The organism is Nocardia sp. NPDC004260 (assembly GCF_053603155.1).
In genome coordinates this window covers 1-21,824 of the sequence record NZ_JBSGEZ010000039.1, presented here as the reverse complement: position 1 = coordinate 21,824, position 21,824 = coordinate 1, and the positions used below count along the sequence as shown (strand labels likewise).

Annotated in this window: 23 protein-coding genes; 11 read left to right on the top strand and 12 right to left on the bottom strand. The window is 68.8% G+C overall.

Annotation, left to right across the window (positions count from 1 at the left end):
* The first annotated feature begins 55 nt into the window (after positions 1-55).
* Positions 56-1,168 carry an alkene reductase gene (locus tag ACWEO7_RS22485; protein ID WP_452425855.1) on the top strand — a complete coding sequence of 371 codons (1,113 nt, stop codon included), beginning with the start codon at positions 56-58 and terminating at the stop codon, positions 1,166-1,168.
* Positions 1,169-1,176: 8 nt separating this feature from the next.
* Here ACWEO7_RS22485 and ACWEO7_RS22480 read toward each other — a convergent pair whose 3' ends face one another.
* From ACWEO7_RS22480 to ACWEO7_RS22465, 4 genes are all read right to left on the bottom strand, one after another.
* Complete coding sequence (locus ACWEO7_RS22480) at positions 1,177-1,860, bottom strand: DUF1707 SHOCT-like domain-containing protein (protein WP_452425853.1); 684 nt, start codon at positions 1,858-1,860, stop codon at positions 1,177-1,179.
* Positions 1,861-1,931: 71 nt separating this feature from the next.
* The gene (locus ACWEO7_RS22475; RefSeq protein WP_450022140.1) at positions 1,932-2,597 is read right to left on the bottom strand and encodes a response regulator; all 666 of its coding nucleotides are present in this window, start codon (positions 2,595-2,597) and stop codon (positions 1,932-1,934) included.
* Between the two features lie 45 nt (positions 2,598-2,642).
* Positions 2,643-3,836, bottom strand: a complete 1,194-nt coding sequence (gene macS / locus ACWEO7_RS22470; RefSeq protein WP_379249350.1) for a MacS family sensor histidine kinase — start codon at positions 3,834-3,836, stop codon at positions 2,643-2,645.
* A complete protein-coding gene (locus ACWEO7_RS22465; protein WP_452425851.1) occupies positions 3,796-5,085 on the bottom strand; it encodes an AI-2E family transporter in 1,290 nt (429 codons plus the stop codon). Before ACWEO7_RS22465 ends, macS begins: the two co-directional genes overlap by 41 nt.
* Positions 5,086-5,284: 199 nt before the next feature.
* On the opposite strand from ACWEO7_RS22465, the gene ACWEO7_RS22460 reads away from it, so the two are divergent.
* Genes ACWEO7_RS22460 through ACWEO7_RS22450 form a run of 3 tightly spaced genes read left to right on the top strand, consistent with a single transcriptional unit; the run spans position 5,285 to position 8,304 of the window.
* Positions 5,285-6,805, top strand: a complete 1,521-nt coding sequence (locus tag ACWEO7_RS22460) for an adenylate/guanylate cyclase domain-containing protein (RefSeq protein ID WP_450022164.1) — start codon at positions 5,285-5,287, stop codon at positions 6,803-6,805.
* Between the two features lie 4 nt (positions 6,806-6,809).
* The gene (locus ACWEO7_RS22455; protein WP_452425849.1) at positions 6,810-7,898 is read left to right on the top strand and encodes a lysylphosphatidylglycerol synthase transmembrane domain-containing protein; all 1,089 of its coding nucleotides are present in this window, start codon (positions 6,810-6,812) and stop codon (positions 7,896-7,898) included.
* A 37-nt stretch (positions 7,899-7,935) separates the two neighbouring features.
* On the top strand, positions 7,936-8,304 hold the full coding sequence (locus tag ACWEO7_RS22450; RefSeq protein WP_452425848.1) for a DUF3054 domain-containing protein: 369 nt from the start codon (positions 7,936-7,938) through the stop codon (positions 8,302-8,304).
* On the opposite strand, the gene ACWEO7_RS22445 is transcribed toward ACWEO7_RS22450, so the two are convergent.
* Positions 8,305-9,858 carry an NTF2-like N-terminal transpeptidase domain-containing protein gene (locus ACWEO7_RS22445; protein ID WP_452425846.1) on the bottom strand — a complete coding sequence of 518 codons (1,554 nt, stop codon included), beginning with the start codon at positions 9,856-9,858 and terminating at the stop codon, positions 8,305-8,307.
* A 502-nt stretch (positions 9,859-10,360) separates the two neighbouring features.
* On the opposite strand from ACWEO7_RS22445, the gene ACWEO7_RS22440 reads away from it, so the two are divergent.
* Both ACWEO7_RS22440 and aroQ read left to right on the top strand, forming a co-directional pair.
* Positions 10,361-10,960, top strand: a complete 600-nt coding sequence (locus tag ACWEO7_RS22440; RefSeq protein WP_452425844.1) for a hypothetical protein — start codon at positions 10,361-10,363, stop codon at positions 10,958-10,960.
* A gap of 50 nt (positions 10,961-11,010) precedes the next feature.
* The gene (gene aroQ, locus ACWEO7_RS22435) at positions 11,011-11,466 is read left to right on the top strand and encodes a type II 3-dehydroquinate dehydratase (protein ID WP_452425842.1); all 456 of its coding nucleotides are present in this window, start codon (positions 11,011-11,013) and stop codon (positions 11,464-11,466) included.
* A gap of 2 nt (positions 11,467-11,468) precedes the next feature.
* Here the strand turns inward: aroQ and ACWEO7_RS22430 are convergent, their stop codons facing one another.
* The 3 genes from ACWEO7_RS22430 to ACWEO7_RS22420 all read right to left on the bottom strand — a co-directional run bounded on the left by ACWEO7_RS22430 (position 11,469) and on the right by ACWEO7_RS22420 (position 13,878).
* Positions 11,469-11,915, bottom strand: a complete 447-nt coding sequence (locus ACWEO7_RS22430) for a nitroreductase family deazaflavin-dependent oxidoreductase (RefSeq protein WP_355071310.1) — start codon at positions 11,913-11,915, stop codon at positions 11,469-11,471.
* Positions 11,916-12,015: 100 nt separating this feature from the next.
* A complete protein-coding gene (locus ACWEO7_RS22425) occupies positions 12,016-12,804 on the bottom strand; it encodes an ArsR/SmtB family transcription factor (RefSeq protein ID WP_452425840.1) in 789 nt (262 codons plus the stop codon).
* 144 nt (positions 12,805-12,948) lie between these two features.
* Complete coding sequence (locus tag ACWEO7_RS22420; RefSeq protein ID WP_452425839.1) at positions 12,949-13,878, bottom strand: NAD(P)-dependent oxidoreductase; 930 nt, start codon at positions 13,876-13,878, stop codon at positions 12,949-12,951.
* A 93-nt stretch (positions 13,879-13,971) separates the two neighbouring features.
* On the opposite strand from ACWEO7_RS22420, the gene ACWEO7_RS22415 reads away from it, so the two are divergent.
* Positions 13,972-14,322 carry a winged helix-turn-helix transcriptional regulator gene (locus ACWEO7_RS22415; protein ID WP_452425837.1) on the top strand — a complete coding sequence of 117 codons (351 nt, stop codon included), beginning with the start codon at positions 13,972-13,974 and terminating at the stop codon, positions 14,320-14,322.
* On the opposite strand, the gene ACWEO7_RS22410 is transcribed toward ACWEO7_RS22415, so the two are convergent.
* Both ACWEO7_RS22410 and ACWEO7_RS22405 read right to left on the bottom strand, forming a co-directional pair.
* A complete protein-coding gene (locus ACWEO7_RS22410) occupies positions 14,319-15,437 on the bottom strand; it encodes a glycerate kinase (RefSeq protein ID WP_452425835.1) in 1,119 nt (372 codons plus the stop codon). The genes ACWEO7_RS22415 and ACWEO7_RS22410 overlap by 4 nt on opposite strands.
* A gap of 473 nt (positions 15,438-15,910) precedes the next feature.
* On the bottom strand, positions 15,911-17,500 hold the full coding sequence (locus tag ACWEO7_RS22405) for an alpha/beta hydrolase (protein WP_452425833.1): 1,590 nt from the start codon (positions 17,498-17,500) through the stop codon (positions 15,911-15,913).
* Between the two features lie 159 nt (positions 17,501-17,659).
* On the opposite strand from ACWEO7_RS22405, the gene ACWEO7_RS22400 reads away from it, so the two are divergent.
* Positions 17,660-17,971, top strand: a complete 312-nt coding sequence (locus tag ACWEO7_RS22400) for a GNAT family N-acetyltransferase (RefSeq protein WP_355071301.1) — start codon at positions 17,660-17,662, stop codon at positions 17,969-17,971.
* Here ACWEO7_RS22400 and ACWEO7_RS22395 read toward each other — a convergent pair.
* Entirely contained in the window at positions 17,965-18,726 is a 762-nt protein-coding gene (locus tag ACWEO7_RS22395) for a lysophospholipid acyltransferase family protein (protein WP_452425832.1), read from the bottom strand. The genes ACWEO7_RS22400 and ACWEO7_RS22395 overlap by 7 nt on opposite strands.
* Before the next feature lie 137 nt (positions 18,727-18,863).
* On the opposite strand from ACWEO7_RS22395, the gene ACWEO7_RS22390 reads away from it, so the two are divergent.
* The 3 genes from ACWEO7_RS22390 to ACWEO7_RS22380 all read left to right on the top strand — a co-directional run bounded on the left by ACWEO7_RS22390 (position 18,864) and on the right by ACWEO7_RS22380 (position 20,908).
* Positions 18,864-19,508 carry a YqgE/AlgH family protein gene (locus ACWEO7_RS22390; protein WP_039803016.1) on the top strand — a complete coding sequence of 215 codons (645 nt, stop codon included), beginning with the start codon at positions 18,864-18,866 and terminating at the stop codon, positions 19,506-19,508.
* A gap of 132 nt (positions 19,509-19,640) precedes the next feature.
* The gene (locus ACWEO7_RS22385) at positions 19,641-20,177 is read left to right on the top strand and encodes a sigma-70 family RNA polymerase sigma factor (RefSeq protein WP_452425830.1); all 537 of its coding nucleotides are present in this window, start codon (positions 19,641-19,643) and stop codon (positions 20,175-20,177) included.
* Entirely contained in the window at positions 20,174-20,908 is a 735-nt protein-coding gene (locus tag ACWEO7_RS22380) for an anti-sigma factor family protein (protein ID WP_452425828.1), read from the top strand. Before ACWEO7_RS22385 ends, ACWEO7_RS22380 begins: the two co-directional genes overlap by 4 nt.
* Before the next feature lie 59 nt (positions 20,909-20,967).
* On the opposite strand, the gene ACWEO7_RS22375 is transcribed toward ACWEO7_RS22380, so the two are convergent.
* A partial coding sequence (locus ACWEO7_RS22375; RefSeq protein ID WP_452425827.1) for an ABC transporter permease occupies positions 20,968-21,824 on the bottom strand: 857 nt, incomplete at its 5' end.

Here is a 21,824-nt window from a genome sequence, read left to right as displayed (position 1 = left end):
GCCTTTCGCCTTCGGGCTTGAATCTCACATCGCTGTCAAGTTTTACCGTATCAGCATGACGAACGCAGCGGCTTCCGCTCTCTTCCAGCCCGTGGCCCTCGGCTCCCTGGTGCTGCCGCACCGCCTCGTGATGGCGCCGATGACCCGTAACCGCGCCGCGGCCGACGGCACGCCGTCCCAGATCATGGCGACCTACTACGCACAGCGCGCGAGCGCCGGCCTGATCATCGCCGAGGCGACCACGCCGAACCGGGTGGGCCAGACCTACGCCGACATTCCCGGCATCTACACCGACGCGCACGTGGCGGGCTGGCGAGCGGTGACCGGCGCCGTCGCGACGGCGGGCGGGCGAATGTTCCTGCAACTCCAGCACGGCGGCCGGGTCGGCCATCCGGACAACAGCGGGCTGCACCCGGTCGCGCCCTCGCCGGTTCCGTTACCCGAGCCCATCCAGACTCCCAGCGGCGCGCAGGATGCCGTCGTCCCGCTGGAGATGACCACCGCCGATATCGAAGCCACCATTGCCGATTTCGCGTCCGCGGCAGAAAACGCGATCGCGGCGGGATTCGCCGGAGTCGAGGTGCACAGCGCGAACGGCTACCTGCTGCACCAATTCCTGGCGCAGAACACCAACCAGCGCACCGACGCCTACGGCGGGTCGGTGGCCAACCGCATCCGATTCACCGTGGCGGTGGTCGAGGCGATCGCCGACGCGATCGGCGCCGAGCGCGTCGGCGTGCGGATCTCCCCCGGCGTGTCCGTCAACGGCATCGATGAGGGCGACACCGAGAACATCTACCCCGCACTAGTCTCGGCGCTGGCCGGCAAGGGCCTCGCTTACTTGCACTACGTCTTCGCCGATCCCGATCAGCCCCTGCTTCAACGGATTCGGGCGCTGTGGCCGGGGGCCCTCATCGCCAACCCGAATCTGGGCTGGGGCGTCCCGTTGCCCGAGGACGGCGGCCGGAAAGCGGCGCAGCGCCTGCTCGCGGGCGGAGCGGACGCGATCTCGCTGGGCCGTTCCTTCCTGGCCAACCCCGATCTGGTCGAGCGGCTGCGCACCGGCGCACCACTCAACCCGGTGCGCGACGCGCATCTCATGTACGTGGGCGGCGCGGAGGGCTACACCGACTACCCGACGCTCGACCTGACTCCCACGGCGGGCTGACCAGCCGGTCAGCGACCCATCAACCGGCGCCACTGCGCGATGAACGGATGCTTCGCGGTGACCGAGCCGAATCGGATCTTGCCGTGCACCACCAGGTGCAGGGCGCCGAGCGGCGGCCCGGTGCGGACCTTGTTGTTCACGCTGGAACCGATCAGCTCCAGCCCGTTCAGGTCGACGGTGGCCTCCGCGGGCACGATCAGATTGATCGAACCGGCGAAGTCGTCGACCCGCAGCTCGACCACCTGGGTCGACATGATCGCCTCGGTGAAGTCCAGGGTGACCCCGGACAACCAGTTGTTCAGATACAGGGTGGGCGGCACCTGCCACGGGCCGCGGCGGCTCACCCCGGACAACCGCGAACGGATCACGTTGCTCGCGCCGTTCGAGCCGGACGCGGGTCTGGTGAAGGCGGGCGAGGAGTTCACGAACGTGGACGGCGGCGCGGCGGGCTGCCCCACCAGGCGGACGCCGGGCAGATCGATGAGGACGGCGTTCAATTCGCCGCGGGTCTTGGCGGCCAGCGCGGTGTCCATCCGCTCGGTGAACTCACCGAGCGAGAGCATGCCGAGGCCGACCGCGCGCTGTAGCAGCTGACCGACGTGTTCCCGCTCGGCGTCCGACACGCGCAGTTCCCGGTCGCCCACCGCGCCGCCGGAGCCGACCGCATTCGATACCGATTCGGGCCCACCCATGCGATCGAGGTTACCCAGCGGACGGCCACCACCGCATCAGGGCGATCCCTGATTCGAGCGCATCCTCCGGACTACTCGAGCCCCTGTTCGATGGCGTAGCGAGTCAATTCGACCCGGTTCGCCAGCTGGAGTTTGCGTAACGTCGCCTGCACATGGTTCTCCACGGTGCGGTGGCTCAGTCCCAGCCGCGTCGCGATCTGCTTGGCGGACAGCCCTTTCGCCACCATCCGCAGCACCTCGGTCTCGCGCTCGGTCAGGGCGGGCCGGTGCGGTTCGTCGGGGCGCACCGGCGTGGTCGCCATCCGCCGGTACTCGCCGAGCACGAGTCCGGCCAGCCCCGGTGTGAACACCGCTTGACCGGCCGCGGTGGCGCGCACCGCGTCGATGAGCTCGGCCGCCGACGCGCTCTTGACCAAGTAACCCGAGGCGCCCGCCTTGATGGCGTCGAGCACGTCGTCACGCTCGGCCGATGCCGAGAGCACCAGCACCCGGCTCTGCGGCGACACCCGCAGCACCTCGGCCGTCGCCTGTGCCCCGTTGCCGTCGGGCAGCTGCATGTCCATCAGCACCACGTCCGGCCGCACCGCCCCGGCGCGCCTGCTCGCCGCGGCGACACCGTCGGCCGTGGCCGTCACCCGGAATCCGGCTTCGGTGAGATCGCGGGAGACGCCGTCCCGCCACATCGGGTGGTCGTCCACCACCATCACCGAAATGGACCCGGCCGTCTGGTCCGCCATCAGCGCCTCCGTCTTCGCTCGTGCCCGCGCCTCGCCGACGCTCGCTCATCTGGGCACCCGGAATTCCCATTCGGTGCCGAACCCGACCCCGCCGTCGATCTCGGTGAGCAGGTCCGCACTGCCGCCGAGGGCCGCGATCCGCCCCACGATGGACCGGGAAACTCCCATGCGCCCTTCGGCTTCCGCCTCGGCCAGCCTTCCCGGCGGGATGCCGACGCCGTCGTCGCGCACGCTGATCACCACTTCGTCGCCGGTGTCCTCCAGCAACACATATGCTCTCGCATCCGGCCCGGCGTGCAGCTCCACATTGGACAACGCCGTGGCCACGGCCGAGGCGATCTCGTTCGCCATCCAGCGGCCGACCCGGACCGGATCGCCGGGCGTGGACACCGACACCGTCGGCGTGGACTGCGCGGTCAGCAGTGGCCGCAGGTCGACCTCGGCTCCGCCCGCGTCCCGGTGATCGGCCTGCTCGGTGATCAGCACGCGCAGCGCCACCTCCTGCTCACCGGCGCGCAAGGCCAATTCCTCCGTGGGTCCGCCGATTTCGCTGCCCCGGCGCTTGATGTAGCTGAGCACCTGCAACACCCCGTCGTGCACCTCGCGCGACAGCCGTTCACGCTCCTCGGCCGCCGCGGTCAGGCGCACGGCTTGCTCGAGCTGGTCCTGGGCGCGGCGCGCGGTGTTGGCCGCCAAGCCGAGTGCGAGACCCACCGAGACGAGCACCGGCACCGTCGCGTCCGCCCACACGTCCTCACCCCACTGATCGCGCACCGTCAGCGACACCGCGGCGATCAAGGCTCCGGACAACACGCCCGCGAACGGTCCGCGCAGGATCGCCGCGCCGATCACGGCGTTGGTGGCCCACAGCGTGGTGGGCAGCGTCTGGTGCCCGTGATACCAGTCGTAGTCGGCGACCAGGCGGGTCGCCGCCATCAGCCCGATCACGACCACGTGATCGCCGATCACCACCCAAGTGCGCAGCCGCGCCACTTCGGGGAAATGCCACTGCGACAGCATGATCGCCGAAGCGCCCGACCACACCGCCATCAACGCGATGAGGACCCAGCTCAACCGCTGGTTCGTGTAGTACGGCACCGAAGCGATCTGCTGACCGACCGCGTACAGCAGCGTGACCAACCGCAGCGCCTGCGCGGCCCGCCACAGCGGTGTGGTCGCCACGTCGGCCGAGCGCAGCTCAGCCCTTCGCCGTGCCGTCGCCGGCTTGCGCGCCGTCATCGGACTCCGCCTTCCGCTGCGCCGGCTCCGTGGCCTGCTTCTTGGACGCCTCGATCAGCGTCGCGGCCACGTCGAACCGGCCGGGCTCGGGCCGATCCGGTTCGGCCGAATACAGCCCGTGATGGTCCTCGCCGGTTTGCAGCTCCCCGTACAGTTCCTCGGGGCCTTCCAGCAACGACCGGATCGCCGTGTTCATCACCGCCACGAACGGCACCGCCAGCAGACCGCCCGCGATCCCGCCGATCACCACGCCCGCCGTGATCGCCAGCACCACGGCCAGCGGATGGATGCTGACCGCCCGCCCCAGCAGCAGCGGTTGCAGCACATGGCCCTCGAGCTGCATCACCGCGATGATGATGCCGAGCACGATCAGGGCGGTGACCAGCCCCTTGGTCACCAGCGCGATGAACACCGCGATGAATCCGGCCAGGAACGCGCCGATGATCGGGATGAACGCGCCGATGAACACCAGCGAGGCCAGCGGCAACGCCAAGGGCACACCGAGAATGGCCAGCCCGGCGCCGATACCGATGGCGTCCACCGCGGCGACCACGACGGTCGCGCGGACGAACCCGACCAGCGTGCCGAACCCGAGCCGTCCGGCGGTGCGGACCCGCTCGCGATGGTCGGTGGGCACGATCCTGGTGACGAACTCCCAGATCTGATCGCCGCCGTAGAGGAAGAAGATCAGGATGAACAGCGTCAGGAAGGCGCCGGTCAGCAATTCGCCGATCACGGTCGCGGTGGTGAGCGCCCCGCTGGTCAGGCTGTCCTGATTGGACTGGATCGCCTTGACGATCGCGTCGCCCACGTTGCGGATCTGCTCGTTGCTCAGATGCAGCCTGCCGTTGATCAGCCAGTCCTGGATCTGATGGATGCTGTCGGTGAACTGGTTCGACAGCTGCGGCACACCGGCGACGAACTGTTCCACGACGAAGGTCATGATGCCCGCGACCACGCCGATCGACCCGACCAGCGCGACGAAGACACCCACCGAGCGCGGCACACCCAATCGCTGCATCCAGTCCACCAGCGGTGCGAGCAGCGCCGCCGCCAACAGCGCGATCGCCAGCGGGATGACCACGGTCGCCAACTTCTGCACGATAGCCGTGACCGCGAGCCCCAGCGCGAACAGCACCAGCAGACGCCAGGCCCACTCCGCCGATACCCGGACGATCGGGTGCACCGTCTCCGCGGCGGGCCGCGACAGCGTGATTTTCCGCTCTGGACTTGGCTTCGGGTCGGTCACCTCCGTGAGCCTAATGGGCGCTGTCGGACGTAGTCCGTCCTTAGCCCGCGCATGGCCGGAGCGCAGGTGGAGGTACGCCTAATCGGCCCTGCCGTAGCCTGTCCGCCGTCACCGGCGGCCAGCGCCGCGGACAGGCCGACCGGACCGGAACGCTAGATTGGACCCCGTGTCGGCGCCTCTGGAAGCGGTCAAACAGACCATGCGAACGCGCTGGCCGCTGTACCTGACATCGATGCTGCTGGCGAACGCTTTCGGCGCGGTTCTGGTGTGGGCCTTCATCCAGTACGGACTACCCGTCCCCGAGGGCGAGCCAACCGGTGCCAGGAGCACCGGCCTGCTGATCCCGGCCGTCGTCTTCGTGGCGGGCGGCCTGCTCAGCATGGCCGCGTCCGCGCTGATGCTGCGCCCGGTGATGCGCTGGCAGATGCGCGGCGGACCGCCGAGCCGCCAGGAGCAGATGGCCGCGCTGCACGCACCGCTGCGCCAGGCGATCCTGCACCTCGCGCTGTGGCTGACCGGCGGAGCCGTGCTGGCCGCGCTGATCATCAGGGACACTCCCGCGCTGGCGGGCGCGGTCATCGTCACCGAGTGCATGGCCGCGACCATCGTGTTCGGCTTCACCTACATGCTGGGTGAGCGCATCCTCCGCCCGGTGGCGGCCCAAGCGCTGACCGAGGGCACCTTCGACCACACCCTCACTCCCGGTGTCGGTACCAGGATGGGGATGACCTGGGGCATGGGCACCTTCGCGCCCACCATCGCCATCGTGCTGCTGTGCGTGACCCAGATCTCCTCGGACGTGAAGTTCTCCGCACAGTCGCTGGCCATCTCCATTCTGTTGCTGTGCGGCGTGGTGATCATGCAGGCGCTCGCGCTGTCGATGCTCACAGGTTCGAGCATCTCCGACCCGGTGCGCCAGCTCAGCCAGGCCATCGACCGGGTCCAGGCCGGGGCGCGGGACGTACAGGTCGAGGTCTTCGACGGCAGTGAGATCGGCCTGTTGCAGGTCGGCTTCAACCGGATGATGGAGGAGGCGGCGAAGCGCCGTCAGCTGCAGGAGCTGTTCGGTCAGCACGTCGGCGAAGAGGTGGCACAGCGGGCGCTGGACTACGGCACCGAACTCGGCGGCGAGACTCGGTTCGTCGCCGTGCTGTTCGTCGACATGGTCGGGTCGACCGCCACCGCGGCCGAGCGGCCGCCCACCGAGGTGGTGAGCCTGCTCAACGAGTTCTTTCGCATCGTGGTCGACGTGATCGACCGCCACCACGGCTTCGTCAACAAATTCGTCGGCGACGCGGCGCTGGCCATCTTCGGCGCGCCGCTGGACCGCCCGGACGCGCCGACCGCCGCGCTCGCCGCCGCGCGCGAACTGCGTGAGACCCTGCGCGAAGTTCCCGGCCTGGACATCGGGATCGGTGTTTCGGCGGGACTGGCCGTCGCTGGGAACATCGGCGCGGCCAACCGCTTCGAGTACACGGTGATCGGAGATCCGGTCAACGAGGCGTCCCGGCTCACCGAGCTGGCCAAAGAACGTCCCGGCCGGACGCTGGCCTCGGGCAGTGCGCTGTATTTCGCCGAGGAGAGCGAGCAGGACCAGTGGGAAACCGGCGACGAGGTACAGCTGCGCGGCAGACGCAGGAAAACGCTTTTGGCCTGGCCACGAGAACGGGCCGACGCGCCCGACGATACCGATGTCGAAACGGCGCGTTCGTTAGGCTGACCGCGTGACGGCCGACGGGGAACGAGCAGACGATCCTGCGCCGCCGCTCACGGCGGGTCCCCGCCGTGGCAGATTCCGCTGGTTGAAATGGGTGCTCGGCGCCGCTCTGCTGGCCCTGCTGATCGCCGAGGGCGTGTACCTCTGGCCGCGGCTGCACGAGTCCTGGCGCAAACTCACCGAGATCCACTGGGGTTGGCTGGCGGCCGCGATCTGGCTGCAAGCGCTGTCGATGAGTGGATTCGGCCGGGTGCAGAAGCAGTTGCTCAACGCGGGCGGCGTCGCGGTGAGTCAGCGGAAGTCCGTCGCCGTGGTCTACGGTGCGACGGCGATGTCGGTGACCCTGCCCGCGGGCCAGGTGTTCTCCACCGCGTTCACCTACCGGCAGACCAGACGCTGGGGCGCCAGTCCGGTCGTCGCCTCCTGGCAGCTGGTGTTCTCCGGCGTGGTGGCCGCGGTGGGGCTGGCGCTGCTCGGCGTCGGCGGCACGCTGCTGGCCGGCGGGAAGATCGGCCCGCTGAAGCTGATCCTCTCGCTGGCCGCCGTCGTCGCGCTGGTGTGGGCGGGCAATCACGTCTCACGCCATCCCGGCTCGCTCGACGCGCTGCTGCGCAACCTGCTGGCGCTGGTCAACCGGCTGCGCAAACGCCCGCCAGAGCACGGCGCCGCCAAGATCGAGGACATGCTCGGTCAGCTGGAGTCGGTTGAGCTCGGCAAGCGCGACGGCGTCTTGGTCACGCTCTGGGCGCTGATGCATCGTTTCGCCGACGTGGCCTGCCTGGGCGCGGCCTGTTACGCGGTCGGCGCCGATCCGCGCATCGCCGGTCTGCTGCTCGCGTTCGCCGTGGGCAAGGCCGTCGGGTCGATCCCGTTCGCGCCGGGCGGCATCGTCTACGTCGATGCGACGCTGATCTACGGTCTCACCGCCGCCGCGGGCCTGTCCGCCGCGCAGGCGGTGGCCGCGGCGTTCGTCTATCGGATGGTGAGCTTCATCCTGGTCGCCATCGCCGGGTGGATCGTGTTCCTGTTCCTGTTCCGTAGACCGCAGGCCGACGACGCGGAGTTCGAGAAGGAGTTCGAGCAGCGGCGGCTGTGACGGAAGCCGCGTCCTGGCTGCCGTTACGCTGGCCCGCGTGAGGAAACTGGTGCCCTTCGTGGTCGATGCGCTGCTCGTCGTCGTCTTCTGCGCGATCGGCAGGCGCAGCCACGACGAAGCGGTGCTTGCCGGGCTGCTGCGCACCGTGTGGCCGTTCGCGACGGGGTTGGTCGTCGGCTGGCTGGTCGTGGCGCTCCGGTGGCGCGCCGCCGCGGGCGGCGGGCGCTTCGACATCACCCCGCTGTGGCCCGCCGGAGTCGTGATCTGGGCGTGCACCCTGGTCGGGGGCATGCTGCTGCGCGTGGTCAGCGGTCAGGGCACAGCGGTCAGCTTCGTGCTGGTCGCCGGTGTGGTGCTCGCGGTGTTCCTGCTCGGCTGGCGCGCGGTGTACAAAGCCGTGCGGTGATCACGGCTCCGGAGTCGCCAGCGCCTGCAACATCCTGGCCGCCATCCGCGCGGTCGCGTCCTTGCTGTCCACGTCGTTGATGTGGATCGCGAAGGCCAGATCGCCCATCGACCCGATCAGCCACCCGTCCGGACCCGCGGTCGCGGCGAACGCGGCGACGTCGCGGTAGCGGCGCACGCTCGCCAGTTCCGGGGCGTTCGTGGCGTCGCGCAGCATGCCGCGCAGCCGGTCGGCGGTCTGCGGCGGCAGCGGGTCGAGCCGGGCGTCGGTGGCGCTCGGGCGTCCGGCCTCGATCATCGGCGGCGGCACGGCCCCGCGCGCGATCGCGGCCGCGGCGATGGCCATGCCGTACGGGCTGGCCAGGACGGCGTCCGAACCACCGCCTTGGAGCACCTGCTCGGCGCTGCGCCCCGCGATGGCCAGGCGACCGGTCACCTCGTCGAGGCCGGGCACCTTGAAGTCGATGCCGACGCCGAGCGCGGTCGCCGCCTCGGCCGCGTCCTGCACCGAGACATCTTGCGGCGCCTTGTTCTTCGCCGACGCCGCGACGGCGCGGAACAGGTCCATGTTGCCGCCCACCGGATACAGTCCGGTGAACGCCACCGAGCCGTGCTCACTGGCCTGGCTGTTCTGCGCGACCGCAACCACCGCCCCCGTGGACGGCTGGATCGCCACGATCGAGGCCTGCGTGGGCACGCTGACCACCGCGTCCTCGGCGGCACGTTGCAGGCGCTGGTCCATCGTGCCCGCGATGTCCGGTCCCGGTGGACCCTGCTGACCGGCGAGTTGCGTGATGAACCGGCCGTCCTGCTCGAACAGCTGCACGCCCCACCCGGAATGCGCTTCCTGACTCTCCTGCTGCACCTTGCGCAGCGCGTCCAGCATCGGCGACCAGACCCGGCGGTCGGCGGAGATCAACCGTGGCTGCTTCTCCATCACCACACCCGGTATCGGCGCCATCCGCGGCTCGAGGATCGCGAAATCCCCCTCGCGCAAGTTCACCGCGATGATCGGCTTGCCCTGCGAGGTGGCCAGCTGCTGCATCAGCGCAGGCCCGGTGATCAGCGGCGCGACCGGCTCGATGGCCTTCGCCAGCGCGTCGGTGGACGCGACCGGGTCGGGCATCTTGGCGGGATCGAGCTTGACGACGTTGATGGTCTGCTCGGTCATCAGCGGTTCACCGGCGATGTCGTTGACCCGCGGCGCCGGCGTCGGATAGGTGCGCACCAGCCGCACCGTCCGGTTGTGCGCCAGCTGCGGCATCACGACCGCGGGTTCCCAGGAGATCCGCCAGCCGATGGCGAGTTTGCGGACGTTGCCCTCGAGACTGTAATTCCAGGTCTTGCGCTCGCCGAAGCTCCACTCGACGTCCATGCTGAAGATCGCCGACTGCGCGTCCAGACCGATGAACTGGGTCTTGCGGTAGTCGACCTTGGCGCCATGCAACCCCTCGAACATTTGCTTCAGAGTTGCTGTGGCCGCGATGGGGTACGACGTCAGGTCTGCCGCCTTGGTGTAGTCCTGATCGTCGAGCAGGTCCGTGAAGCGCTCCACGACCGCTTCCGCTTCATTCTGCTTCTCGTGTATCCCGCACGACCCGATCCCGAGCGCGAGCGCCGCCACCCCCATGAGTGCCATTGCGCCGCGAACACGAAAGCGGCGGGATCCCCACACGTCCATGTCGCCCACTCTTCACTCTTGTCACTCCAGTAACAAGACCACCGTACCCGAAAAAGACCAGACCGCGATGCCTCCGTAGCGCGGACGTTACCCATGCTCAGCATCCCAATTCTGCCCCGGGATCATGCATCTCGGGGGGCCTTTCATGATCATCGTCCAGCCGGTCGGCGGCAACCGGCGCCGCTACCGTACCGGCCTTCTCGAAAAGTCGCGCGGTTACTACCCGACTCGACGTTTCGTATCAATAAATACCCCCACGGGTCCGGATCGAAGCAACCGGACCCTTGTTCGCACTGAGCGCAACTCCCCCGCGTAGTTTGCGACGTAATCTTGTAATCACTGAAAGCAACGCACCACAGTAAGTAGGTGACCCGCCATGAGAAACGCACACCGCGGCCGGGGTTTCGGACGAACGGGCGGTTGGCAGCAAGCCGACCTGCCGGACCCGTCGGACGTACCCGATTGGTTCGCCGGAAGATTGCCGAGCGACTGGTTCACCGGCCCGCCGGTGATCGAGATCGACCGGGACGAAATCGTCGTCATCGGTGAGCTGCCGATTCCGCAGCCGGAGAAGAAGCCGGACGCCGACGATTCCGAAGCCTCGACCGAAGACGTTCCCCGCGCGGCCAAGGAGGGAGCGGTCGCCCGGTTCCGCGAGTCCACCCGGCCCGCCCGGATGCAGATCGCGAACGAAGCGCAGCACCGCTACCGGCGCAATGTGGCCTGGGGCGTCTCGGTGGACGGGGAACGGATTCTGTTCACCCACCTGGCCGTGCCCGTGATGACCCGGTTGCGTCAGCCGGAACGAAAGGTGCTCGACACCTTGGTCGACGCGGGCGTCGCCCGTTCTCGCGCCGACGCGCTCGCCTGGACGGTGAAACTGGCGGGCAAACACGCGGAGACGTGGCTCGAGGAATTGCGCGAAGCCATGCGGAAGGTCGACGACCTGCGTTCGGAAGGCCCGCAGGGGCTGTAGCCGGTCGGGCCCGGTCGGGCGGCGCGGTGTGACGCGGTATCTTGCCGTGCATGGCTGTGACCGCGGACGCGACGCCGGGCCCGATCCTGGTTCTGAACGGCCCGAACCTCAACATGCTCGGCACCAGGCAGCCGGAGGTGTACGGGTCGGCGACGCTGGAGGACGTCGTGGAGTTGTGCGAACGGACCGCGGCGAAGTTCGACCGGAAGATCGTCGCCTTCCAGTCCAACTCCGAAGGCGCGCTGATCGATCGCATCCACCGGGCGCGCGGCGCCGAGTCGGGCATCGTGATCAACCCCGGCGGCCTCACCCACACCTCGGTGGCGCTCCGCGACGCGCTGGTGATCCCGGAACTCCCGATCGTCGAGGTGCACATCAGCAATGTGCACGCACGCGAACAGTTCCGGCACCACTCCTACATCTCTCCGATCGCGACCGCCGTGGTCGCGGGAATGGGCATCCAGGGTTACGCCGCCGCCATCGAATTCCTGGCCCGCTCGCGCTGAGCTCACTTCAGCTGGAAGACCGGGAACCCCGGCGCGATGGCGGCGAGTTCCTCATCGGTGGCGTCCTTGGTCACGCCCTCGAAGAACTTGCCGACCTCCCACCCCCACTTCCGCAGATAGAGGCGCAGCAGCGGCACCTTGTCGGCATCGGGCACCTCGGTGGCGGTGAACACCTCGACCTTGCGGCCGAGCCGCAGCTCGCCCCCGCCCGCCACGCGCAGGTTGCGCACCCACTGCGTGTGCCCGCGCGGCGCGACGAGGAAGCGCTCGCCGTCCTCGCGCACCATCAGGTTCACCATCGTCGTGCGCCATTCCCCGCTCTTGCGCCCGCGCACCGCGAGCAGCCGCGACCCCATCACGCTGATGCCCAGCTTGGGCAGCAGGTTGGCGATCCGGTTGAAGACCGCGTCGAATCCGGCGGGGCCGACGTAGCGGGTGTTGAGGTCCATGACTACTCCTTGTTGTGAGCACTGCTCTCTATAGAGAGAAGTGTTCCACGAAGGGCGCGACAAAGTCAAGAGCACTGCTCTCTTCGTGTTTCCTAGAGGCCTATGGAGCCGGGAGGGGTTCGCCGGTTTCCAGGAGGGTTTTGAGGTTGGAGAGGATGCTGGGCCAGCCGGTGCTGATTCCTTCGAGGACTTGGCTGTTCGGTTCGAAGCCGTCGTGGATGACGGTCAGCTTGACGGTCTCGCCCCGAGGCTCGAGCTCGAACGTCACTTTCGAGCGGGGTTCGCGGGACCAGGCGGCGACGTCGTCGGGATTCATGTCGAACGTCTCGGCGAAGGCCGGGTCGAAGGTGTGCCAGGTGTAGGACAAGCGGCGATACGGTTCGGCCTCCAGCACGACTTGTTCGGGATCCTTGCTGCTCCAATTCTGCTGGCGCCAAGTCATTTCCGATCCGGGACGCCAGTCCGTGTCGAAGCTCGCGCCCCAGTAGCGGCTGGTGAACGCCGGATCGGTCAGCGCTTGCCAGAGCTTTTCGGCGGTGGTCTTGATGTAGGTCGTGTAGACGAATGCGTTGTCACCCATGGATTGTTCCTCCAGTGCTCTCTTCAGGTCGGCGAGGGCGTTCACGCGCTCGCGGTCGTACCGGTCGATCCAGCGTTCGGCGATGGCGTTGATGGGCTCGGCATTGAGGTAGTGCAGTTTTTCCCGGCCACTTCGCCGGGTGGTGATGAGATTTGCCGCCTCCAGCACCGCGAGATGCTTGCTCACCGACTGGCGGGCCATCGCCAGCCCCGCGCACAACTCCCGCAGCGTCTGCCCGTTGCGGGCATTCAGGCTGTCCAGCAGCCGCCGCCTGCTCGGGTCGGCCAGCGCCCGAAACACCTCGTCCATCGCTCACCTTTCCAACATGCAGCCTTGCGGCTGCCTATCTACACAATAGGCAACCACAAGGCTGCATATCAAACCCTGGGAAAGCAGAAGACCCCCGTCGGGTCCTCGCGCCGACAGTGCGAGGACCCGGCCGACTCCGCGACGTCAGGCGGGGTCGCGCAGCAGGGCGTAGGTGGAAATAGGCTTTCCGGCCCGCTCGCTGGCGGCGATGGCCTTGCGCCACAGCCCCTGGGCGGTGTGCGAGAGGACGGCGTCGACGCCGATTTCCTCGCTCGCGTCGATAACGTGCTGCGCGCCCGCCTCCATCATCTTCAGACTGGCCAATGACGCCCAGCCGCCGTTCTTGTTGGCGACCGAGTGCTCCTCCATGAAGTAGGGGAATGCGGCGGCCGAGCGGATCGCGAACGGGACGAACGCCGCGACGTCGTGACCCGACCGATCGATCATCGCCGTGGCCTGGTCGAAGGCGAGCAACCAGGGATGGAAGATGGTCAGCAGCCCCTGGTAGAAGATCTGCGCCAGGCCGTCGTCCGCGCCGAGGTATTCCTGCGGGCTCAAGGGGCGCAGCAGCTCGGCGTGGGCGTCGAACACCGCACGCGGGCCGCTGTAGAAGATGTAGGACGCTGGATGTGTGATGTTGTCCCCCGCCGACATGACGCCGCCGGAGAGGAACTGCGCGCCGTGCGAGCGGACCCACGCCGCGCCCTTTCGGGCCTGCTCCGGCGAATCGGAGGATAGATTCGCGATCACCTTGCCGTCGAGGTGGCCGGTCGCCGGACCGAGCACGTCGTACATCGCCGCGTAGTGGGTCAGGCTGAGCACGGTGACTTCGTTGGCATCGAGAGCGGCGGCGACGGTCGCGGCGCGCTTCGCGCCGATTTCGACCATGGCGTCGGCCTTCTCGGGGCTGCGGTTCCACACCGTCACCTCGACGCCCGCGGCCAGGAAGGCCCGGACCATCGCCTGCCCCATCGGCCCGAGGCCGACGACGGAGACAGCGCGGGCGGTGGTCTGTTCGGACATGATGTGTCCCTTCGATTCTCGTCGGTTACTTGCTTCGGCGCCGGAATTCATCGTCGTTCCCGCAGGTAGAGTCGGGAAGACCGAACGTGGAGGTGCGGTTGCTTACCTCGGGGTTCGAAACGAGGTCAGAGGAGCGCGGTGGGCATGAACAGTGACGCGGATCACGAAGTGTGCGGCATGACGGTCGCGATCGATGTCGTGGGCGGCAAGTGGAAGATGCACCTGATGTGGGTGCTCGGCATCGGGCCCCAGCGCTTCGGCCAGATCCGCAAGCTGCTCGACGGAGTCAGTGAGAAGGTGCTCGCCGAGAACCTGCGTCAGCTCGAGGCCAGCGGTGTGGTGCACCGCGAGGTCTATCCCGAGGTCCCGCCCCGAGTGGAGTACTCGCTCACGCCGCTCGGCGAGGAGTTGGCCGTGGCGCTGCGCCCGCTCGAGGAATGGGGCGACCGGCACAAGCACCAACTGGCCGCCGGCACGCTGGCGTCGGCGAGCTAATCCAGCCGGTCGTCGGCGATCCGCGCGCCGACGCGTCGGAGCAGCGACGCCGCCTCTGCCATCGACCGTTCCGGGTCGGGTTCCAGAGCGGCGAGCGCGTAGCAGTCCGCGAAGCCCGCGGCCCGGATCTCGTCGGGCGTGAGCAGCGTGCGGCCCGCCACGGCTACCACCGGGACGTCGGCCTTACGCGCGGCCGCGCACACGCCGACCGGCGCTTTGCCGTGCAAGCTCTGCCGATCGAGCGATCCCTCACCGGTGACCACGAGGGTGGCGGTAGCGAGCAGGGCGGGGAAATCGAGCAGTTCGAGCACGACCTCGATACCGCTGCGGACCCGCGCGCCCAGCACGGCGAGCGCGCCGAAACCGGTACCGCCCGCCGCGCCCGCGCCGGGCAGCCGCGCGAACTCTGGGCCGACGAGTTGCGCCCAAGTGGCGAGAGCGGATTCGAGGACATCGACCTCGGCGGGCCCGGCGCCCTTCTGCGGCCCGTACACCGCCGCCGCGCCGGTCGGCCCGAGGAGCGGATTGTCGACGTCACAGGCCAGCGTGATCTTCGTACCGGCGACACCAGGGTGCAAGCCAGAGCGGTCCAGACTCGCGGCCTTGGCCAAAGCCGCTCCACCGCTCGGCAATTCCTGTCCGTCGGCATCCAGGACACGGACGCCGAGCGCCTGCACCATGCCCGCGCCGCCGTCGGTGGAGGCGCTGCCACCGAGACCGAGCACGATGTCGCTCGCGCCGTGCTCCATGGCATGCGCCAACACCACGCCGAGCCCATATGTGCTCGCGCCCAACGGGTCCAGCCGACCCACGGGCAGAATCGACAGTCCGACCACGGCCGCCAGTTCGACGACCGCGGTCGCACCGTGCCGGGCATAGGATGTGCGACGCGGAACCCCCGTCGGCCCCGGAGCGGTCACCTCCACCCGCGCCCAACCCGCCGCGACGAACGCCTCGACCGTGCCGTCACCGCCGTCTGCGACCGGCAGCTGCCGGATCTCGGTGTCCGGCGCGCTCCGCCGCAAACCGTCAGCCAGCGCCGCCGCCACCTCGGGCGCGGCGAGCGACCCCTTGAACTTGTCCGGAGCGAGGATGACTCGCGCAGCGGGTGTCATCCTCACATTCTCGGACGCGACCGGACCGGTCGCACCACGACACATCCGCCACAGCCGTCGTCGTGGTCCTTCGCCGACCTCGGACAAGCGTGGTCCGCACACGAAAGCGGTGAACGGAGTCCCGACCGGCGGATATCGCTGAACTGCGCGACGTGAATCGCACCGGCGTCGACAGGGAACGAATATTCGGAGCTGCACGCCGCTCGCCGCGCTCCGATCGACCCCGGATCGACAGCGCGCGAGGACAACGGCGGCGCGATCGAGATGACGAGTTCGCGACCGTGGTGAGGACCACCGGCCGCCGGCGAAAGGCTCGGCCGCCACGGGGGCGAGTGCGGGTTGCCTACCTGGCGGGAGGCGGAGCCGGGCCGCGAATTCGGAGCCGAGGCCGCCGACCGGCCTTTCGCGCCGCCAGGAGTCCCAGCTCGCGATGTCGGACACCGATCACGAACCACTTTCGTGGGGTCGGACTCTCAGCGTGTGGGCAGCGGAGCCTCGTCGGCCCGTGTGATGCCGACCTTTCCGGTGCGCAAGTAGGTGAGCACGGCCTCGTCCACCGCCGGATTGCCGCGACCGAACGTGCCGTGGTCGCCGCCGTCCACGACGACCAGCGCGCCGCCCAGCGCCGTGGCCATGGCCGGGCCGCCTTCGTACTTGGTCAGCGCGTCGTGGCGGCTCTGCAGTACCAGGGGCGGGGTGCGCAGCCCGGCGCCCGTGATCGGCACCGGTTTCGTCACGGGTTTCCAGTAGCCACAGGCCATCCCCGAGCGCACCAGGTCGGCGCGCGCGTCCATGGCGTTGCCGCCGGAGGCGATGGTGCCTGCCGCCGCGCCGAGCAGTTCCGGCCTGCCTGCCACGGCGTTCTCGTTACAGGTGATGGCACTGAACACGAACCGCCCGGTGGGGTCGGTCGAGGTCGCGCCCTCGATGGCCCGCAGACGCTGCACGTTCGCCGGGTCGGCAGCGGCGTCGGCCATCGCGCGGGCGAAGGTGGGCCAGAAGGTGCGGGTATAGGTGGCCACGGTGGTGGCGCCGAGCAACGGCACCTGCGCGGAAACACCGCCGCTCACCAAGGTGCGCAACAAATTCTGCAGTTTGCCGAGTTGCTCTACGCTGCCGGTGTAGCCGTCCCGGGCGATCTCCGCCAACGGCTCCGGCAGCACGCCGGGCAGGTCGGCGATGCTCGCGGGCGGCGGGGTCAGGTTGGCGTACCAACCGCCGCCCTGGCCTGCGGCCAACCGGACCCAGGTGCGGTAGACCTGCAACGCCGTGTCGCCGAGGTGGTATTCGCCGTCGTGGTCGGCGATCCAGGCGAACAGATCGTCCAGGCGCTGTTTGCCCGCGACCTGCTGCTGGGCGAACTCCTCGGTCCACACCCAGTCCGGATTGACGTTGGAGTCCAGGATCATCCGGTCCACGCGGTCGCCGAACAGTGCCGCGTACACCGCGCCGAGGTAGGTGCCGTAGGACGTGCCGAGGTAGCCGATCCGTTCCAGGCCGAGCGCGGAACGCACGGCGTCGAGGTCGCGCGCGGTGCTCTCGGTGGTGATGGTGTCCAGGTAGCCGGGCTGCGCCGCGTCACAGGCTTTCTTGATCTCGTCGCGGTTGCCGCCGCCGAGCGAGACCTGCTGCCCCTCCCCGTTCTTCGTGCTCGTGCCGCATCGCAGCGGTGTCGCCCAACGCAGTCCGCGCGGCTGGACGGCGATCCGGTCGTAATGTTCGGCCAGCGCGGCGGGGAACACGTCCAACCGGCGCGCCCAATAGTCCAGCGCATCCGCGCCCGGCCCACCGGGATTGGCGAACAGCACGCCTTCCCGCTGGCCGGTAGCCGCGATGCGGCTGACCGTCAGCTCGATCTTCGCGCCATCCGGGTCGGCGTAGTTCATCGGCACGCTCACGACGGCGCACTGCACGCCCCGATCGGCGGGCACGGAACCCTCGGGGCACGTGCCGAACGCGACTCCCGGCGCGGCGTCCGCGACGCCTGCGGCGATCGATCCACCGAGCAGGCCCGCGGCGACGACGGCGGCCGCGACCCGCGAAACCCGCGGTGTCCTCAACATATTCCGGTACCTCCCCGAGCCTGCCCGCTCGCGCGCGACGACGGACCCGACCAAGAGCATTCTGCGCAGGGCCGCCCGGACAGACAAGTCGGTGGCGGGATTCCGCCCCGCCGTGAGCGTGATTTACCGGGATACCGGCGCACAGAGTAGCGTCGAGCCATGTCGACCGAGGTCAGCAACAACACCGCACTGGAACGTTTCGAGATCTACGTCGACGGTGCGATCGCCGGCTACGCCGAATACCAGGACACGGCCTCCGAGCGCGCGTTCGTGCACACCGAGATCTATCCGCGCTACGAGGGGCAGGGCTATGCGCGGCTGTTGATCGAGACCGCCCTCGACAGCACCCGCGACGACAAGCTCGGCGCGCTGCCCATGTGCCGGGCGGTCCACCACTTCATCGAGACCCGCCCCGAATACCTGGTGATGGTGCCGCACTGGGCGCGCGACCGGCTGAACCTGCCTCAGTAGGCCGCGACAGCGCCGTCGAGCGCCTGCTGCAGATCGGTGCGCACCAGCCGGGCGATTTCGCCGGGCCTGGGCGGCAAATCGAGCACCGGGACATTGAAGTAGAAGCTGGCTCCCTTGGCCTCCTCCTTCGTCGGCTGCACCGCCGGGTCCGCGCGCGGACCGTAGCTCAGCGCCATGGACACCAGCACGGGCTCGGCGCCGAGTTTCATCGCCCGGAAGGCGATGTGCCCGATGCCGCTGCCCACCGCCTGCACGCGGGAGGGGTCCACGTCGTTGCAGGTGCCCTCGGGGAACACCGCGATGCCGTCACCGCGGGCCATCCGCTCCGCGCAGACGTCCATCATGAGTTGTCCAGCGGCGTTCACCGCGCGAAGGCCGTGGTCCTTGCCACGGAACACCGGGATGCCGCCCATCATGTCGATCTTGCGCCGCTGATCGGGGTCGGTGAACAGTTCGTCCTTGGCCAGCACGCGCACCCGGCCGATCACCCGGCGTAGTCCGCTGCGCCACGCGGCCGCCGCCACGGTGTACGGATCGCTCTCGGAAAGGTGGTTGATCGCGATCAGCAGCGGCCTGTTCTGCCTGATCACCGTGCGGAGCGCTTCGCGCGCGCCGTCGGCGTAGGTGACGCGCGGATGGTAGCGGCGGCCGAGAATGGCGTACGCACCCCATGCCTTCAGACGGTTCTGGCGGTGCTCGCGATAGAAGTCGTACACGGCGGCGTTGTTCTCGAGGCGCACCTCGGGCAGTTCCATGACGTGGACTCTACGATGTGGCGGCGGTGGCGCAACGTGACGTCCGACGCCCGGTCCGCGACCCGTTCGGCAAATCCGGAACACACAAGTGGGCCGCAGAAGGCGCATTGTGGGCGAACAGCTGCGATGATGTCGGAGTGGCACGCGCAGAAGACCCGGACGATCGGAAGACTCGCGGCGGGCACGGCGACCGCAGGCGACGCGATTTCCGGCACGGTGAGCAGGTGGTTCGTGCCGGGACGCTGCTGGTGTCGGCCACCGAACTGGTCGAGCCGACCTTCCGGCGCACCGTCGTCTACATCATCGAGCACAACGAGGCGGGCAGTCTCGGCGTCGTGCTGAACCGCCCGAGCGACACGGCCGTGCACGAGGTGCTGCCGCGCTGGACCGACGCGGTCGCGGCCCCACGCACGCTGTTCATCGGCGGACCGGTGAAACGGGACGCCGCGCTGTGCCTGGGCACGGTCCGGGTGGGCGCCCGGATCGACGGCGTCCCCGGGCTGCGCCGCATCGACGGACGCGTCGTCCTGGTCGACCTGGACGCCGACCCCGAGCGGGTCGGCCCACTGGTCGAGGGCATCCGGATCTTCGCGGGGTACGCGGGCTGGACCTTCGGGCAGCTGGAGGGCGAGTTGGAGAACGACGACTGGATCGTGGTATCGGCCCTGCCGTCCGATCCGATCAGCACCGGCCGCCCCGACCTGTGGGCGCACGTACTGCGCCGCCAGCCGCTCCCGCTGTCCCTGCTCGCGACACACCCGATTGAACTCGAACGCAACTGAGCACGTGTACTCCTCGAAAGGATCGAAGGAGACACGGCATGAGACACGACAACTGAACCGGCGAAAGCATGGGTGACGCATCGGGTGCGCCCACCGACCGGCCCCGCAACTCGAGCGGAGAGGTATCCAGTTGTGCGCAAGAAACGTGGCGAGACGGGACAGCCCGACGATCAATCCGAATTGATGCGGGCTCTCTATCGCGAACACGCCAGCCCCTTGTGGCGGTACACGCTCGGCCTGGTTCGGGACCCGGGACGGGCAGAGGACATCGTGCAGGAAACGTTGCTGCGGGCATGGCAACGCCCGAACGTCTTGGACCAGTCCACCACGTCGGCGCGGGCGTGGTTGTTCACCGTGGCGCGCAATCTCGCCGTGGATGAGCACCGCAGCGCCCGCAGCAGGCGCGAGTTCCGCACCGACAACCCGCCCGAGCGGGCGACCCCGGACCAGTCCGACCGCGCGCTGGACGGCTGGCTGGTCGCCGACGCGCTCGGCAGGCTCAGCGCCGATCATCGCGAGGTGATCGTGCGGGCCTACTACCGGGGACTGTCGACCCACCAGATCGCCGAGGAACTCGACGTCCCCGCGGGCACGGTGAAGTCCCGGATGCATTACGGCATGCGCGCTTTGCGCCTGGCATTACAGGAGATGGGGGTGACAAACCAGTGACAGATATCACCGACGATTTCAGCACGTGGGACGCCCCGTACGTGCTCGGGTCGCTGACCCGCCACGAGCGTCTGCAGTACGAGAGCCATCTCTCGAGCTGCCCCGACTGCCGGGCGGCCGTGGCCGAGCTGGCGGGCTTGCCCGGCATGCTCGCCCTCGTGGATGCCGACATCGCGACGACGATGATCGAGCCGCCCGCGCACGCCGCGCCGGAGCCACCGCCACCGCCGATGCCCGAGTTTCCGCCGCCATCGCGGCTGGCCGACGCGGCCGAGCGGCGCCGCAGACGCAGCGGGTGGACGTCGGTCGGCATCGCGCTGGCCTCGGCCGCGGCCGCGGTGGCGATCGCGGTTCCGATCGCGGTCACGGTGTCCGGAACGCACACCGCGCCGGGGCCGGGCACCAGCGAGCAGGCGTTCGCCGAACGTCAGATGACGCCGGTCGAGCCGACTCCGGTCTCGGCGAGCTTCAAGCTCATCCCGGCGGGTGACCAGACGCGACTCGTGATGACCTGCAGCTATCCCCCCGGCCAGCCGTTGCCCTACAACCCGAATCTCGTGCTGTACGCCACCCGGGTCAACGGACAGCAGCAACAGCTCGGCCAGTGGCCCGCGAGCCCCGGCACCGAGCTGACCATCGACCAGACCATCGAGGGCAAGCCCGACCAGGTCCGCTCGGTCGAGATCCGCGCGGCGAATACCGGGAAGGTTCTGCTCACCGGCACGGTCTGAGCAACGAGCGATCCCCCGCCAGGCGCTGCCCGCGGGGGATTTCTGCGTCGGCGACCGGTTCAGCGCGTCTGCCGCCGGAAGATCGAGGACGACCACAGGTACCCGACCGCCGCGAGCCCGACGCACCAGGCGAGCGAGATGATGCCGTTGGCGCCGATCTCGGTGCCCATCAGCAGGCCACGGATGGTCTCGGTGAACGGCGTGAAGGGCTGGTATTCGGCGAACTGACGCAAACCGGCGGGCATGGTGTCGGTGGCGACCAGGCCGCTGCCGAGGAACGGCAGCATCACCAGCGGAAAGGGCGAGTTACTCGCGCTTTCGGGGGTCGGCGCGAGCAGGCCGAGCGCCACCGACAGCCAGGTGAGCGCGAACATCACCGACGCGAGCAGCGCGAACGCGGCGAGCCACTCGACCGGGTTCGCGTTCGGGCGGAAGCCGATGAGCAGTGCGACGCCCGCCATCGCGGCGATGCCGATCAACGCCTGGATCAGCGCGCCGACCACGTGACCGGTCAGCATGGCCGACTGCGCGATGTCCATGGTGCGGAACCGGTTCACGATGCCCTTGGTCGTGTCGGTGGCGACCGCCACCGCGACCGAGACCGTCATGTACGCCGGAATCATCAGCAGCATGCCCGGCGCGAGATAGTCGATGTAGTTTCCGCCGGACGACTTCTCCAGCGCGCCACCGAATACGAAATTGAACACCAGCAACAGCACCGTCGGCATCACAATGACGCCGAAGGTCATGCTCGGATAGCGCTTGGCACGCACGAGATTGCGCCGCAGCATGGTCGCCGAGTCGGCGAGGGCGTAGGACATGCTGATAGCACTACCTTCGTTCATGGCTGGGACCTCCGGGGAACGCTTTTGTTGCTTGTCCTGCGAGGACTGAAATGAGACGGCGTCCCCGGGGG